Origin of the sequence: Nonomuraea sp. NPDC048916 (assembly GCF_040649575.1) — a bacterium.
Classification (GTDB): domain Bacteria; phylum Actinomycetota; class Actinomycetes; order Streptosporangiales; family Streptosporangiaceae; genus Nonomuraea.
The window spans coordinates 13,184-27,849 of record NZ_JBEZFS010000059.1 but is presented as its reverse complement, the minus strand read 5'-3'; the positions used below and the strand labels follow the sequence as shown (position 1 = coordinate 27,849).

The 14,666-nt window shown below is 66.4% G+C and carries 17 protein-coding genes and 1 pseudogene; 12 read left to right on the top strand and 6 right to left on the bottom strand.

Annotated elements, in window-relative coordinates; all coding sequences use genetic code 11:
* The first annotated feature begins 157 nt into the window (after positions 1-157).
* Both AB0C16_RS37550 and AB0C16_RS37545 read left to right on the top strand, forming a co-directional pair.
* Entirely contained in the window at positions 158-556 is a 399-nt protein-coding gene (locus AB0C16_RS37550; protein ID WP_357690475.1) for a hypothetical protein, read from the top strand.
* 258 nt (positions 557-814) lie between these two features.
* Positions 815-970: pseudogene (locus AB0C16_RS37545) on the top strand (IS256 family transposase); the annotation flags it as partial.
* A gap of 242 nt (positions 971-1,212) precedes the next feature.
* Here the strand turns inward: AB0C16_RS37545 and AB0C16_RS37540 are convergent.
* Positions 1,213-1,437 (bottom strand): hypothetical protein, encoded by a 225-nt coding sequence (locus AB0C16_RS37540; protein WP_357690473.1) that lies wholly within the window; start codon positions 1,435-1,437, stop codon positions 1,213-1,215.
* Positions 1,438-1,529: 92 nt separating this feature from the next.
* Here AB0C16_RS37540 and AB0C16_RS37535 point away from each other — a divergent pair, with 92 nt between their 5' ends.
* On the top strand, positions 1,530-2,363 hold the full coding sequence (locus AB0C16_RS37535; RefSeq protein ID WP_357690471.1) for a type IV toxin-antitoxin system AbiEi family antitoxin domain-containing protein: 834 nt from the start codon (positions 1,530-1,532) through the stop codon (positions 2,361-2,363).
* On the opposite strand, the gene AB0C16_RS37530 is transcribed toward AB0C16_RS37535, so the two are convergent.
* The 3 genes from AB0C16_RS37530 to AB0C16_RS37520 form a co-directional block, all read right to left on the bottom strand.
* Positions 2,288-3,019 (bottom strand): hypothetical protein, encoded by a 732-nt coding sequence (locus tag AB0C16_RS37530; protein WP_357690469.1) that lies wholly within the window; start codon positions 3,017-3,019, stop codon positions 2,288-2,290. The two genes, AB0C16_RS37535 and AB0C16_RS37530, sit on opposite strands and share 76 nt — an antisense overlap.
* 411 nt (positions 3,020-3,430) lie before the next feature.
* Positions 3,431-3,904: a hypothetical protein gene (locus tag AB0C16_RS37525; RefSeq protein ID WP_357690467.1), complete on the bottom strand. Its 474-nt coding sequence runs from the start codon at positions 3,902-3,904 to the stop codon at positions 3,431-3,433.
* Between the two features lie 369 nt (positions 3,905-4,273).
* Positions 4,274-4,840, bottom strand: coding sequence for a hypothetical protein (locus AB0C16_RS37520; protein ID WP_357690465.1), 567 nt, complete (start codon positions 4,838-4,840; stop codon positions 4,274-4,276).
* A 481-nt stretch (positions 4,841-5,321) separates the two neighbouring features.
* Here AB0C16_RS37520 and AB0C16_RS37515 point away from each other — a divergent pair, with 481 nt between their 5' ends.
* From AB0C16_RS37515 to AB0C16_RS37500, 4 genes are all read left to right on the top strand, one after another.
* Complete coding sequence (locus AB0C16_RS37515; RefSeq protein WP_357690463.1) at positions 5,322-5,912, top strand: hypothetical protein; 591 nt, start codon at positions 5,322-5,324, stop codon at positions 5,910-5,912.
* Between the two features lie 296 nt (positions 5,913-6,208).
* Positions 6,209-6,790, top strand: a complete 582-nt coding sequence (locus AB0C16_RS37510; protein ID WP_357690461.1) for an NAD(P)H-binding protein — start codon at positions 6,209-6,211, stop codon at positions 6,788-6,790.
* A gap of 158 nt (positions 6,791-6,948) precedes the next feature.
* Positions 6,949-7,167: an SMR family transporter gene (locus AB0C16_RS37505; protein ID WP_357690477.1), complete on the top strand. Its 219-nt coding sequence runs from the start codon at positions 6,949-6,951 to the stop codon at positions 7,165-7,167.
* A gap of 219 nt (positions 7,168-7,386) precedes the next feature.
* The gene (locus AB0C16_RS37500; RefSeq protein ID WP_357690459.1) at positions 7,387-8,079 is read left to right on the top strand and encodes a CPBP family glutamic-type intramembrane protease; all 693 of its coding nucleotides are present in this window, start codon (positions 7,387-7,389) and stop codon (positions 8,077-8,079) included.
* Between the two features lie 38 nt (positions 8,080-8,117).
* On the opposite strand, the gene AB0C16_RS37495 is transcribed toward AB0C16_RS37500, so the two are convergent.
* Positions 8,118-9,374, bottom strand: a complete 1,257-nt coding sequence (locus tag AB0C16_RS37495) for an MFS transporter (RefSeq protein WP_357690457.1) — start codon at positions 9,372-9,374, stop codon at positions 8,118-8,120.
* A gap of 82 nt (positions 9,375-9,456) precedes the next feature.
* Here AB0C16_RS37495 and AB0C16_RS37490 point away from each other — a divergent pair, with 82 nt between their 5' ends.
* The 4 genes from AB0C16_RS37490 to AB0C16_RS37475 all read left to right on the top strand — a co-directional run bounded on the left by AB0C16_RS37490 (position 9,457) and on the right by AB0C16_RS37475 (position 12,913).
* On the top strand, positions 9,457-9,999 hold the full coding sequence (locus tag AB0C16_RS37490) for a CGNR zinc finger domain-containing protein (RefSeq protein ID WP_357690455.1): 543 nt from the start codon (positions 9,457-9,459) through the stop codon (positions 9,997-9,999).
* A gap of 244 nt (positions 10,000-10,243) precedes the next feature.
* Positions 10,244-10,765 carry a LysR substrate-binding domain-containing protein gene (locus AB0C16_RS37485; protein WP_357690453.1) on the top strand — a complete coding sequence of 174 codons (522 nt, stop codon included), beginning with the start codon at positions 10,244-10,246 and terminating at the stop codon, positions 10,763-10,765.
* A gap of 420 nt (positions 10,766-11,185) precedes the next feature.
* A complete protein-coding gene (locus AB0C16_RS37480; RefSeq protein ID WP_357690451.1) occupies positions 11,186-12,292 on the top strand; it encodes a saccharopine dehydrogenase NADP-binding domain-containing protein in 1,107 nt (368 codons plus the stop codon).
* A 261-nt stretch (positions 12,293-12,553) separates the two neighbouring features.
* Positions 12,554-12,913, top strand: coding sequence for a hypothetical protein (locus tag AB0C16_RS37475; protein ID WP_357690449.1), 360 nt, complete (start codon positions 12,554-12,556; stop codon positions 12,911-12,913).
* Between the two features lie 74 nt (positions 12,914-12,987).
* Here the strand turns inward: AB0C16_RS37475 and AB0C16_RS37470 are convergent, their stop codons facing one another.
* Positions 12,988-13,344: a DoxX family protein gene (locus AB0C16_RS37470; RefSeq protein ID WP_357690447.1), complete on the bottom strand. Its 357-nt coding sequence runs from the start codon at positions 13,342-13,344 to the stop codon at positions 12,988-12,990.
* Between the two features lie 373 nt (positions 13,345-13,717).
* Between AB0C16_RS37470 and sigJ the strand changes: the two genes are divergently transcribed.
* Positions 13,718-14,656, top strand: a complete 939-nt coding sequence (gene sigJ / locus AB0C16_RS37465) for an RNA polymerase sigma factor SigJ (RefSeq protein WP_357690445.1) — start codon at positions 13,718-13,720, stop codon at positions 14,654-14,656.
* Positions 14,657-14,666 lie beyond the last annotated feature (10 nt).

Genomic DNA, 14,666 nt, shown 5'->3' with positions numbered 1-14,666 from the left:
AGCCGGTTGCCTTCATCGTCATCGATCTCGCGGACGCGAACCCGTTCAGCCACCACAGCAGTCTGAAACGATCACGCCGACCGAGGTGGGACCTTGATCGGCGCGCCGTTACGAAACAGGGCAAACCCGATCTGCTACGGCACTAGAAGGCCGTGCCGTGACCTCTGAACAGGAAGAGCCGGATGTGCTGACGCGTGTGCTCCGTCTGGCTGAAACGTTGGTGATGCTTGCTGCAATTGCCGAAGAGCAGGTCGCGTGGTGTCGGCGGCACGGCTGGTGTGAGGACGAACTGGCCCTCAACTTCGACTGGGCGAGGGGATGGGTGGTCTGGAGCGTGGACGAGCAATCGCCGGGATTGCTGTCGCCGTGGTTCCAGGACTTGCTGGAGCGCATCGATGACCGCCTAGACATGATGAGCGGTGAAGTCAACGCTGCCAAATGGACTCCCAGCGGTCTCGCTACCGATCCCGATTGGGTCGAAGTTCGATGCCTCGCCCGTCAGGCGCTCGCCGAGATAACGGGGTTGGTGCGCATCCCGTCCCCTGAGGATCTGTAATCGAGGCGTCGCGTAGATCGCATACGACTTGGGGGACATGGCAGAGGGCCCCCAAGAGAACCTTGAGGACCCTGCATATCATTTCATGATCTATCAGGGATCCGAGTTCTCCCTGTCAAGGCTAGCGTTCAGGCGGTCGAGCGCCTTGCGGGTTTCAGGGCTGGGGATCTGGGTGTAGACGTTCATGGTCACCGAGATCTGCACATCATGCCGGGTTCTGTGGACTGGGTTCGGGGGAGCTTGGCCCGTTCAGCGGGCTTCAAACTGATCGAGTCGGCGCAGAAGCGCTGGCGCGCGGTCAACGCACCGCATCTGGTCGCTCTGGTCCGTGCTGGGGCGACCTTCGTCAAGGGCAAGCTCGTCGAGCGGCCCGAGGAATCACCCGCGATCGAGGACCAATCGAGAGCCGCCTAGAAGATCTTGATCCAAAGGTCTTGACGATTGCTCGCCGGGGACGAGCGAGAGGGGAGATGGGGCAGGTTGTTGCGTTCGCCATGCTCCCGGTCCGTTTCCCCGACCTCTCGCCGAACCCGCCGTACGCCTCTCGACTGGCTGGCACCGGCCGTGACCGGTGGCCGACGAACCCCTGAGGAGCCGCACCACGCCGCGTTCTGCCAACTCCGCCATCTGGCGCATCACGCCGACCGCAGCCTGTGTCAGGCCCCGGGGTCGACGTTCGGGTCGAAGTCGAAGTCGATGATGTCCTCGGGAACCGCGAACGGCTGCCGGTCGCCGAACAATCGCCGACGGCGCTCCGCCTCCTCGCGGCGGGTCTTCTCGCGGGCTCGCTCGACCACCTCGGGGCTGAAGGTCCGCTGGCTCCAGCGCTGCCCGTCGGTGTCGTCCGTGCCGGGGTTCGCCTGGTCGCTCGCGTCGGTCATGTCGTCCTCCTTCCCCAGAGTAGCCGGAGGCTGGTATGCCCGTCGACTACGCCTCGAGTACCGTGGCGGCAACGGACGCCACGGGAGGGCGCATGTCGCACGAGCGGTACTACGAGCTGTCGATCGCGGCGGCGCGGCAGCAGGGTTTCCTGACCCGTGCCCAACTGGCCCGGCTCGGGGTCGACGACGGCGAGCTGGACCGCCTCCGGGAGGCCGGGCTGCTGACCGAGCTCGACGACGGCGTCTACCAGCACGCCGCCAGCTCGGTGGCACTCAGGTACGGCTATTCCTACGCCGCGTGGCTGGCGCTGGCTCCCGACCGGTTCCGCTGGGAGCGGCCGCAGACCGCGACCGACGACGCCGTGCTGTCGCACGAGTCGGCGGCCCGGCTGCTCGGCCTCGGGGCGCTCGCCGTGCCGCGGACGATCTTCACCGCGCCGGCCGAGCTGCCCGCGCCACGGGCCACGATCATCCATGTCGAACGGCTGGCGGCGGCGGACGTCACCGTCGTCGAGGGCATTCCGGTGACCACGCCGTTCCGGACGATCCTGGATCTGATGCGGGGCTTCACCGACCACGACGACTTCGGGCGCGCGCTCCACGTAGCCGTCCGGCGCGATCTGGTGGACCTTCAGGAGGTCTATGACGCCATGCTGCCACTCGCTCCGGCCCACAGTTTCCCGACCGCCGGACCGGATTTCGTCGCCTACTTCCTGCCGGACCTCGACCCGTCCGGACTGACGCCGAGGAACTTGCGGGCCTATGCAGAGCTGACGGCTGCCGACAGCGTCGCTGAAGCGCAGAGCCGGGTCGCGGTCCTGTTGGCCGAGCTGCGTTATCCGACCGGTGCTCAGCACTCTGCCGACGACGGGCTGAGCCGGCAGATCGCCGCCGAGATCGTCGGGCGGCTGCGCCGGTCCCGGTAGCGTCGGCTCCCGGAAGACGAGGCAGACTCAGCTCTCTGAGTCTGCCCGTGCCGCTCCGTCGCCACCGCTACCGCACGCCGACCGGCCGCTCGCTGCGAGGACGCGGGCGACTGACTCGCGAAGGTCAGCCAGCTCGGCCGCACTGAGCTGGAAGAGCAGCTCGTCCCGGCCGCGGACCGCTCGCGCAGTCCCGGGTCGCCGCACAAAGCCTTAAGCGCCGCCACTACCGCCGCGCCGCGCTCCTCGGGCGCCGCCGCGTAGGCCCGCACGAGGAGGTCGGCCTCGGCCGGCGGCACGTCGTGGTCGGTGTGCAAGGTGAAGTACGGATGCACGAGCGTGTTGTTGGGGATCTCCGGGTCGCGGTCGAAGCCGGGGTCCAGGACGCCGCGCAGTGCGAGCCGGATGCCGTCCCACTTGCGGCTGACGTCCTCTGGCGTGGCGCCGGGGTACAGCCAGCGCTGGATCTGGTCCGCGTAGTACTCGCTCCGCTTCCACTGCTCCGGTGTCCAGTCGGCCGGTCCGCCGTCGGCCGTGTCGGCGGGCGACGGCTCGTGCCCGAGCCGCGCCGCCCAGTTGTCGAGCTCTCCGGACTCGACGAGCCGGTAGGCCCGGCCGGCGGTCAGCGCGACCCGCTGCTGGGGGAAGTCCTTCGGCACGTCCTGGCGGTCCTTGGGCAGCGCCAGGACGTGCCGATCTGGACCCGGGCCACCGTCGGCAGCGGCGGCAGCGGGTTGCGGTCGGCGTGGAAGATCCGGATCGGCCCGGCCGCAACGCTCCGACGGCCCATCATGACCTGAGTGTGAATCCCCGATCCCGGTCTGGAAAGACCACCAAGATCTTCAGGACGTTCCAAGGGGCTGTCTCTGAGATCTTGTTGTTGGTGTCGACATGTCGAGTGGTTGAGGGGCCGAGCGGTCATGATCCGGCTGATGAGGAGTGGCGCGGTTGCATGTCTTGCGGCTGCTCCCCGCGTGCCGCGGTGTGGGAGGGGCGGGGTAGAACCGATGGCGGGCGCTCCTTGGTAGACCGCGTGATCCCGCTCGGGAGTCTGATGTTGGGCTTGGGTGTCAGGCGTCGCGGAGGTCGCCTGCTCCGTCCTGTTCGGTCAGGAAATAGACGGAGTGGGAGACAACTTGCCGCGCGGATGTGGGTAGGTCGTCCGGCCCGTAGTAGTCGTTCAGCTGGCGCCAGAACTCTTCTTCCGTAGAGGCCGCGCCGATGATCGGATCGTCATCGATCGCTATCTCCCACACCAACATTTCTCTCAAGCCCGGGCCGTCGAGTTCTTCCGAAATGGCCTCGTGTAAGACGTTCATCAGCCGGGACTCGTGTTCACGGCGGCAGTCACGGGGCAACAGCCAGCGCTGCCACCAGGTCCGAAGGTGATTGGCCGCGGAATTCGCGAAATCCTCAGCCGCGTCTTCGGCCGACTGATCGTAGTTCGGGTAGCTTGGCCGATTCACCCGGACCAGCAATTTGTGCTGACATTCTTCGGCGCTCGTGTACCGATATAAAAGAAACTGCGTGAGCTGGATACCCATGGCCTGATCGTAGTGGGTGTCTTCGAATCCGGATTCCGAAGGCCAAGTGAGTCCCACTCAGCGGCACATCGCGTCGATGAGATCCGAGAAGTGCGGGAACTCTGCTCGTGCGGCAGTCACGATCTGGGTGGGGGATCGGCGGCGGCCGGGTGCGTGTCGCTCGGCGATGGTACGGAAGGCCTCGTTCGGCTGTGCAGGGGAGTCGGGGTCCGTGCCCGATGGGGCGGTGATCGAGGGGGAATCACGGGGACTCGCGGGCGGGGCCGCACGGCCCCTGACCAGAGCCGGAGCACGTCAGGCGATCACGAGCCGAAATCTTCCAAACTGGTGGTGTGCGTTCCGGCTAAGCAGACACTGCACCGTCGAGAATCAACACTCTGGTGGATCTCCTCCGACTGCGTGGAGCGCATCGATGTACCCGCCACCGACGTCGAACCGCGTGATGTCCGTCGTCTTGTTCGCGGAGCACGTGAGTGCCCAGTCCGCCGCCGGTCCGATCTCCTGGAGACGCAGTCGCTTCTTCCCATTGATCCCGCGAGCACGACCGATGTAACAGACGTGTGGGTCGATTCTCTCGATGTAGACAGCCATGAGAGGAAACGCCTTGGTCAACGTTGTGATCAGGCCCGTGGTGGAATCCAGGTCGATCCCTGTCAGGGGCTGGGGGTGCTCCCCGCGCAAGATAAGGGCGCGATGGGTCATGGTCGAGCCCTTCCAGCCTGAGCGCGCGGCGTGCTCGAGGTCGCGGAGGCGTATAGCCGAGTAGCCGTCGAGATGAAGTTGGTCAGAGATGGTGTGCAGCAGTGCCCACTTGCGGCCAATCCCCACCACGTAGGCATCAAGTCGATCCGCACAGTCGATCTCACGGCGGACCCTCACGGGTTTACCGGAACGCCTTGCCCTCTTCAGGTCCGTGAGAATCGTCCCCTTAGCCATGCTTCCGGATCGTCCCACTTCGTGCATCTGATGCTCATCTGATTTTCGGGCTGTCCTTGATGATCACGGAACATCGGTACTGCAACGAGTACTGCAACAAAGGCACACAACGACTCACGGCCACATCCGTCCAGTACCACTCAGGACCGGGTCGCGAGCTCCTGATCACGGCTTGGACGGCCCCGATAGGGAATCGGTCACCGCCCCGGTTTGGGAGCCACGTTGGGAGCCACCCGAACGGACGATCATGAACTGAGCCGTACGAACCTGAACAGTGGGGCGGTCGCCGACTAGTGCGGCGAACGATCCTGGACGGTCCTGAAGATCGTTTGGGGACCTGGTAAACAGAAGGTCAGGGGTTCGATTCCCCTCGTCGGCTCTGCGTCATGCGCGAACGCTTCCGACATCGGTCGTGGATTCCTGCACAAAACGTACACACGAGCTCGGCGGAACCGCCACGAGCGAAAGTTACGATCACGCGGTGGCCACAACGAGCGATCTTCCCGACGTGCGTCGGCAGCGCGCTCCCATCAACGTCAGCGGCAAGGCTTGGGGGACGGCCGCCGTCTTGCTTGGGCTCGGGACGATCTATGCGACGAGTGCTCCTGGCGGACACTTCACGTGGCTCATGCTCTTCGGCGTCGGCTGGCTGTTGTACGGCCTCGTCTGGTCGGTCGTGCTCGGTGCCGTCATTGTCAGGCGGGGGAGGCTGGCCGCATTGCGCCGCAACTGGCCGGCCTGGGCTGTGCCGCCCCTGGTCGTGGTGCTGGTCGGCTCACTGGTCTACGTCGGTGCGCCGGTCAGGATGCGTTTCGAGTTGTCACGCAGCAGCCTCGACCACTTCGCGAAGTCGGTGTCAGAGGGGGCGCCGCCGGGGAAGCGCAACTGGATCGGCCTGTATCCCGTCGAGTACCTTGAAGGATCCCGCAGGGCCTTCGGCTTCATGATCGAGGACACGGGCTTCTTCGGAAGCTACGGCCTCGCCTGGAGTTCGAATGGCGAGCCGGACATCGACGCGCCGGGCTTCTACCGCCACTTCGACGGACCGTGGTACATCTGGATCGACGATTGATAGACGATTTGTCCCTCTCGGGCGCCAGGGTAATCGCCGGCGCCGGCTCGCAGTTCAAAGGCCCCTTCCGAAGATTAGGAAGGGGCCTTTGGCACCGGTGATCGCATAGGCGTCGCCGGGCATGTGTCCCGCCGGGTGGATAAGCCGCGTCGCGTCGTATGTCACGGGTGCGGTGTTGGACGCCCACGGCGGGTACAACGCCTGAACAACCCTGCCGGGTGCCCCGAAGGGTCTGACCTGGCTCTATAGGAGTCAGCGCCAAGGCTGAGTACTGAATCGTATAGTTAGGTGAGGTCATGAGGGTGTTTCTTGCCGGTGCGTCCGGCGTGATTGGGCAGCGGCTGATTCCCCGGTTGGTTGAGGCGGGGCATGTGGTCGGTGGCATGACGCGTTCGCCCAGCAAGACGGAGTTGCTGGCTCAGCTCGGCGCCGAGCCGATTGTCTGTGACGTCTTCGATCGGGATGCATTGATCCAGGCGGTTCGTGACTTCGAACCGGACGTCATTCTGAACGAGCTGACCGATCTGCCGGATGAGGTGGAGAAGATCGGTGATCACACGGCGCTGAACGCTCGCATCCGGACCGAGGGCAACCGGAATGTGATCGAGGCGGCGCGGCAGAGCGGATCGCCGAAGATCCTGGCCCAAACCGTCGCCTGGCAGTTGCCTGATGGGCCCGATGCCCTGGCTGCCGCCGAGCTGGAGCGTTCCGTTCTCGCTGAGGGAGGTGTGGTGCTGAGCTATGGGCAGTTCTACGGGCCTGGCACCTACAACGAACAGCAGATCCCCGCGGAGCCTCGCGTCCAGATCGACCGTGCTGCCGAGCGTACGGTGGAGTTGCTGGGCGAGCCATCGGGCGTCGTCGTCATTACCGACTAGCTGTAGCGACCGCGATCCGGCCGTTGAGCTGCGCTCAATTCAGGGATGGATGAGATCCCGGCTGACGACAGCCCGGCTCTACGGCGGAGACGGGCGATGGTTCATCGCCGTGCTGAACCGGCCGCGATCGCCCGCGTGTAGTCGGAAAACCGTCACTCCTGACGGTCGTCGCCGCGAGCGGAGGGATCTTCTTCCTCAGCCTCGCGCTGAAGACACTGGACGTCGGCGTCGGTTACACCATCTGGACCGGCATCGGCTCCATCGGTACGGTGATCACGGGGGCGCTGATCTTCAAGGAGAAGATCACGATCCCCAAGGTCATCTCGTTCGCCGCGATCGTCGCCGGCGCCGTCATCCTCCGTCTCGCCGTCGTGTGACCGGCCTGCCAGGAGACGCGTGCACGCTGTCCTGGCGTGGTCCCCTCGCTCGCGTCCGTGGGCATCCGAGAATCCATGGACTCGTCGGCATCGGACTCGCGGGTCGGGGTTCGCATCGAAGGGATAGCACGACTCCTTCCTTCCCTGGACCAGGGGGCCGATCAGGGGCCGACCAGGGGAGGTCCCTGACACCCCGGCGCCGCCCCCGTGGGTGTGTTCATGGTGTGGCGCCATTACGGGATATCGGGCCTGGGTGGCTTCTTCCGTCGCTTCGCGTTGGGGCGGATGTCGCTGTGGTGGTGGCTCGTGCTGCTCGTCGGCATGCCCGCGGTGTTTTACGCCGGTGCCGCGATCAACGGCAACCTCACCGACCCGTTCCCCTTCTCGCCGTGGTACGCCCTGCTGCCGGCCCTGCTGCCGATGCTCTTCATCGGCCCCATCGAGGAGCTCGGCTGGCGGGGCGTGGCGCTGCCGCTGCTCCAGCGGCGGTTCTCGCCGCTGTGGGCCGGGCTCCTGCTCGGCCTGCTGGTGGCGGTCTGGCACACGCCGTCATTCCTGCTGAGCGGGACGAAGCAGTCCGCATGGGCGTTCTGGCCGTTCTTCTTCGGCGTCGTAGCGATCAGCGTCATCCTCACGCCGATGTTCAACGCCGCGCGGGGGAGCCTGCTGGTGTCGTTCCTGTTCCACGCACAAATGAACAACCCGATCTGGCCTGATGCCCAACCGTGGGACATGTACTTGTTCGTCGCGACGGCAGTCGTGGTGGCCGTGGTGAACCGCAAGGCCCTGCTCGACCGCGGCGCGGCGGTGACCGCGATCCTCACTCCGGGTGACGAGCCCGACGACACCGGAAACGACGCCGCGCCCGTAAACCGGTTCCCCGGCAGGGCGGTCGGCCGGCACGCCGTGTGACGGTCCCTGGAGTCCAGCGAACGCAGCGGTCGTACCGGCTAACGTTCGGGACGAGCAGGTCGTTGATCCCTCGATCCCGGATGGGTGATGGACTGCGTGCCGAGTGAGGGGCGGTAGAACACAGCGACCAGGATCGCGGCCAGGAGTGCGACGGCCGCAGCCGCGGTGAACGCGGCCATGCCGGTGTCGGTGGGGCCGGTCAGGTGACCGGCGACGGCGGTGCCCAGGCCGTACCCGGACCACATGAAGGTGTTCAGCCAGGCGAACACCTCGGTGCGGTACAGGGCGGGTGTCTGCTCGGCGAGCAGGGCGGGCTGGAGCGTGTCGCGCGGCCCGGTCAGCAGCCCGGTGACCGTGATCACCAAGCCGAGCGTGAGGAGTCCGGGAGCGAAACCGGCTGCCAGCAGGCTGGCGGCATCGGCGACGAACATCAGGATCAGCAGCGTCCGCCCGCTGACCGGCCAGGAGCGGGCTCCGAAGACCAGGCCCCCGACCAGCGCGCCCGCCGACAACAGACCCATCAGCACACCGGCGGACGCGGTGGAGCCGAAGGTCGTGGCGGCGGCCACGGTGGCGATGCGCAGGCAGCCGAAGGAGAAGGTGCCGAACATCGCGATGACCAGCAGTACGAACGTGGGTCGATGGCTCAGCGGGCCGACCAGCCTGGCCAGTCGGGCGCCTCCGCGCGGTGTAGGCGGTTCGGCCGGCGCCTGCCGCACCACCTCGGAGGCCGTAAGTGTCGCCACGCTCAGCAGGATGGTGGCACCGGTCACCACCACGACCGTCTGGGCCGACATCACCAGCAGGAGCACGGACACCAGCACCGGGCCGAGGATGAACATCAGCTCATTGATCGCGCTGTCCACGGCATAGGCGGCCGGCAGCGACTCAGCGGGAACCAGACGTGGCCATGCGCTCCTGATGACGGCGGTGACGGGCGGGTTGGTCGCCCCCAGCAGCGCGGCGGCTGCGACCAGGACCGGCGACGACAGCTGGGTGGCCAGGGCGAGCAGGATCAGTGAGAAGGCGGCCGTATGGGCGAGCAGGTAGCCGACCAGAACCCGGCGTGCGCCCAGCCGGTCGGCCAGGCGGCCGCCGAGCGGGGCGCACACGGCCAGAGCGAGGGCATGGCCGGTCAGGACGAGCCCGGCGGCGCCGTAGGACCCGAGCCGGTCGACGGCCGCCAAGAGCAGGGCGAGGCTGAGCGCGGGCGTGCCGAGCTTGGCGAGCAGGCTGATGACGACCAGCCGCAGGGCGCCTGGGTGAGCCAGTAACTGTCTGTAGGACGTGATCAAGGTTGCTCCGTTACCATCTAAGTCGATTACGTCCATGACATCCCGAAGGTGAGTTACTAGTCAAGTGAAGATAGCCTGTAACGTGACAGGGCAGGCGCCGCTGATCGCCGAGTTGGTCAACCTCGTGACCCCGCAGTGGCGCGGTGGCGGGCGTGCGCGGCGACCGGAGGGCGAGGATCTCTTGAGGGCTTTCGCCGCGCTGACGGGCGAGCGCACCGCCGCCGGACTGCTGGCCGTGCCGGACGCGGGGGTGCGACTGGCCGACCTGGCCCGGGAGCTTGGCCAGGCGTTGCTGGCCGCGGAGCCCGCGGACCAGGCCGCGCGCATCAATGCCATGATTCGCAGGTACGGCGCGCAGCCTTATCTGGTCGAGGACGTCGGGCAGCCCTTCCATCTGCACTTTCACGGCTCGGGTGAGACCGCGGTCGAGGCGCTGGGTGGCGAGTTCGCCACTGCGCTGGCCCTTATCGTGGATGGCTACGGTCCTGACCGGTTCGGGCAGTGTGCGGCCCATCAGTGCGAGGCGGTGTACATCGACCTGACGCGCAACAGCTCGCGCCGCTACTGCAGCGCCGCCTGCACGGCCCGTGCCAAGACGGCCGCTTACCGCAGTCGGCAGGGTTAGCGCGTCACGGGCCCCATACGCCGGGAAGTCCTTGACGTCGGATGCGATTTCGCCGGTCGGCAAGATCCACCACTACGTCACGGCCTCATCTCCAGTGCCAATACGTTTTTCATGCCCGAAGTGATCCGCCGCTTCAGTCGCGCTTACCCTGGTGTCACGGTAAGTCTCTTGCAGGTTGACTCCAGAGCCACTGGCCGCCCTCAGAGACGACCAGGTTGACCTGACGTTACTCACCGCTTGGAGCTTGCACACCGACCTGCGCGCGGCGAAGCGGGATTCGGCGGCGACCCCCATCGCCCCGGCGATGGCCGAAGGAATCGATTTGATCCCGTTACTGGACGAGGAGTTTCAGGTCGCGTTGCCATCTGATCATCCGTTGGCTCGTGACAGTCGAGTACGACTGCGCGACCTGCGCGAAGAGGCGTGGATCGAAGGTGGTTATCCTGACTGTCTCGGCCCGATTTCTCAACTCACGGACGCCCTGGGTAGTGTGCCGCGAATCGGGTTCTTCTGCGAAGACTGGAACGGCAAACAAGCCTTGGTCGCAGGAGGCTCCGGCATCATGCTCGTTCCCACTTTGGCCCGAGCGATGATGCATCGTGATGTGACATTGCGTCCGACGATCCCGTCGTTGCCTACTCGCCGATTGTTCGCGGCTGCCATGCCGCCGCCCTTTCGTCTCCCGGCGGTCACGGCCATGCTCGATGTGCTGGTGAGCGTGAGTCAGGAGTACCAGGCCGACTCGTCCGGCCCCGCGACGGCGTAGCGCCGCCCTTCTGATTGCGTCGTCAGGCCGGGGATGGGGCACCACTCGAAGACGCCGTTGCTCGAAGCGCGCCGCATCACGGAGCGAACCGTTGACGGGGCGGGCCTCTGCGAAGGTCGGGTCCGCGGGCGCCATCAGGATGGAGAACCTCCCATGCATGCCACGCATGGGAGGTGTGCATAATCTGCAGTTGTTCTCATGTGTCGGCGGACTCGATGCTGGATCCGTGCTCTCACTCGCCGGCCCCGCTCCGCGCACCGCTCGGGGTGATCAGAACTCATCGCCCAGTGCGCTGGGTCGCCACCATGCGACGATCCGCGCCGATCTCGTGTGCACACGAAACGGGCCGGCGGGCGGGGAGCGTCCACCGGGTGCGACGCCCAAAGCCTGACGGCCACATCGACCTTGCGGGGGAACGGCATGCGGAAGAACAATGACGACCCGGTTCGCGGACCTTCGTCAGTGGGGTTGATCGTCGTCGTCGGCGGCTACGGTGCGGTCGGCCGGGTGACCGCGAAGACGCTCGGCGAGTGGTTTCCGGGTCAGGTCGTGGTAGCCGGACGAGATCTCAGCCGGGCGGAGCGGGTGGCACGATCCAGCGAAGGCGCTCTAAAGGCAATGCGTGTCGACGTCAACGATCTCCAGGATGTCGAGCGCATGGTGTACGGGGCGGCCATCGTGGTCATGTGTGTGGAACGCGGGAACGAGGCCGTGGCTCGGACATGCCTCAGCCAGGGTGTGCATTATGTGGACATCAGCGCGTCCGCGCCGGTGCTGGAGTCGATTGAGCGGCTCGACGCGCTCGCAGTGAGTCGTGCCGCGACAGCGGTGCTCAGCGTCGGGGTCGCACCGGGGCTGACCAACGTGCTGGCTCGTCGCTGTGTCGAGCGGCTGCCCTCGGCGGAGCGGGTTGACATAAACCTGTTCCTTGGAATGGGCGGAGACCATGGTGTGGATTCGGTGCGCTGGATCGTCGAGCACCTTACCGAGCCCGGCGACCGGCACCGGTCCGACGTGAAGCATGCACGAGTGCGGTTGCCGGAGGTCGGGCTCCGGACCGTCTATCCGTTCCCCTTTTCTGACCAATACACGGTCAGCGATGTGCTTGGTGTGCGGGCCACAACCAGGATTTGCTTCGACTCGGCCCTCACGACCTCGGCCATATTCGCCCTGCGAGCCATGGGTTTCTTCCCCCTCATGCGACGGTTGCGTGCCGCGCCTCTGCTTACTTCGTTGCTCTCCCGGCTCCACTTCGGCTCCGACCGGTTCGTCGTCCACGCCCTGGCTTCGGACGCGGAGGGAATGGTGGTGTCGAGCACCGCGGTCGGCCGGGAAACGTGCGACGCGACCGGCATCGTGGCGGCGTACGTCGCCCGAGTCCTCTACACCGGCACGGCTCCGGGCGGCGTGCTGCATATCGACCAACTCGTATCCGCCGACCTCTTTCTCGACGAACTGGAGAGACATTGGATAACCGTTCACCACAAAGAAGCCGAACCAGCCGCGCAAAATCGTCGAGGCCGATGAAGCGCGGCGGGGCGCCGGGGTTACTCCGCTCGGGCTCACCTGGCTCGTAGCGGGTCATCGAATTCTTCGCCACTCTCACCGGACAGCGGTCGTCTGTTGTGTCGCCCAGAAGGCACTCGCCCAGGCGGGTCGGGACACAAACTCGTTGGACAACGCGTACACCTACGGCCATCGTCGGCGGCATGCGCCAAGAGGAGATCTGGAGCCACTTGCTGAGCGAGGGGTACGTGTCACCGGCCGAGCAGGTTGCCTGCTTCCGCAATGCCGCCCGTCACGCCGGGCGGCCGGTTCGTGATCGAGCTCTGGGTGCCTGAGTTGCGTAAGCTTCCACCAGGTCAGCAGGCCACGGTCTACCACTGCGAGCCCGGCTACATCGGCCTGGACACCTACGATGTCCTGCGCCAGCACGTCGTCTCGCATCACTTCAGGTTCGATGAGAGCAGACAGGCTCAGGTGTTCCGCAGCCCGCACCGCTACATCTGGCCGGCCGAGCTCGACCTGATGGCCCAGTTGGCCGGGTTCGAGCTGGAGACCAGGCATGCCGACTGGGCCGGAGCCGAGTTCACCGCCGAGTCGCGTTCCCACGGGTCCGTCTACCGAGCGGTAGGCGGCGTGCCATAGGGGCGGCGCCGCGGGGTCTGATGGCCGACCGCACCGCGGGACTCCGAGATTTTCTCGTCGCCTCCTGGTCCGGCTCAGGACGACGTGGTTGCCCGGAGCAGGGCCGCGACGCAGGCGAGGATGAGTATGACCGGGCCCCTGGCGCCCTTGGTGTCCTTGGCGCGTAGATGGATGATCACGGCGCCGAGGAAGTAGAGCACCAGGCCGATCGCGGCCGCGATGCCCAGGGGGCGCCAGAAGATGCCGATGAGCAGGATGAGCGCGCCGGCGAGCTTCAGCGCCGCGAGTGGCGCGTACATGCTCCTGGGCACGTGAACGGTCTTGAGCATCTCCACGATTTGGGGGCTGGGGTTAGGGGTGACGAGGAGATAGGCGGAGAAGGTCAACCCGATGGCGAGCAGGATCGCGACCACCGTGTAAGCAACGAACATGAATGGGCTCCTCATCGATTCGCGGGGCGGACGAAGACGGCAATGATGATCACGAGCGCGAAGGCCTTGAGCGCGCTCAGAGTGCGGGGGGAGTGGAAGAGCTCCCACCGCCGCGGGAGATCTCCAGGTGACCGGCCGGGACGGTCGTGGCGGCCCATTGCCGGATGTGCACATGGGTGCCGGTGAGGCGATATCGCAGGACGGGGAAATCGGTCATGATGTCGCTGAGCTTCCTGTTCGCGGGATGGTGTTCGTCTCAGCGGTACGTCGAGACACCCTCCCGGAATGTGAGGTTGACGTCTCGCCTCACATTCCGGGAGGTCGTCTCGTCGATCTGGTGAGGGCAGCTGCGACCAAGGGAGTCGTCGACACCATGACCACCCGATCCGGGCCAGGAGACGGCCGGCTCGATCCGAGCCTGAGCGCGATCATGAGCGAGCGGCGTAAGCTGATCAATCTCGCGTACCGGCTCCTCGGCTCCCTGGCCGATGCCGAGGACGTCGTGCAGGAGACCTACGCCCGCTGGTACACCATGTCCCAGCGGCAACAGGAGGCCATCGAATCCCCCGGCGCCTGGCTGACGAAGGTCGCCGGCCGCATCTGCCTCGACCTGCTCGGCTCGGCACGGGCCCGGCGCGAACGCTACGTGGGCGAATGGATCCCGGAGCCGCTGCCCGATCGTCAGGAGTGGATCAACGGGCGGTCAGGCGGCGGCACCACGGCCGACCCGGCCGACCGCGTCACCCTCGACGAGTCGATCAACATGGCCTTCCTCGTCGTGCTCGAATCGATGACCCCGGCCGAGCGCGTCGCGCTCATCCTGCACGACGTCTTCCGCTACTCCTTCGCCGAAGTGGCCGAGATCGTCGGCCGTACCCCGGCGGCATGTCGCCGGCTGGCCTCGTCGGCCCGCCGCCGCATCCGCGACTCGCAGCCTCCCGCGACCCCGGCGGCCCAGCGCGCCGGCATCGTCAGGGACTTCAAGCAGGCATGGGAGGCCAAGGACATCGAGGCCCTCATCGGCCTCCTCGACCCCGACGCCACGGCGATCGCCGACGGCGGCGGCCTCGCCACCGCCGTGCTCCACCCGATCGAAGGCGGCGAGCAGATCGCGCGACTCCTGGTCGACCTCGTCGGCAAGGCGCCCAACCTGACGATCCTGGAGCGTACGGTCAACGGCCAGCCCGGACTGGTGGCGCAGCAAGACGGCGTCACCGTGGTGGTGATGGCGTTCGACGTCGCAGGCGACCGGATCAAGCACATCTGGGCAGTGCGCAACCCCGAGAAGCTCCGGCCGTGGACGACGGGCTGACACGCGCCGC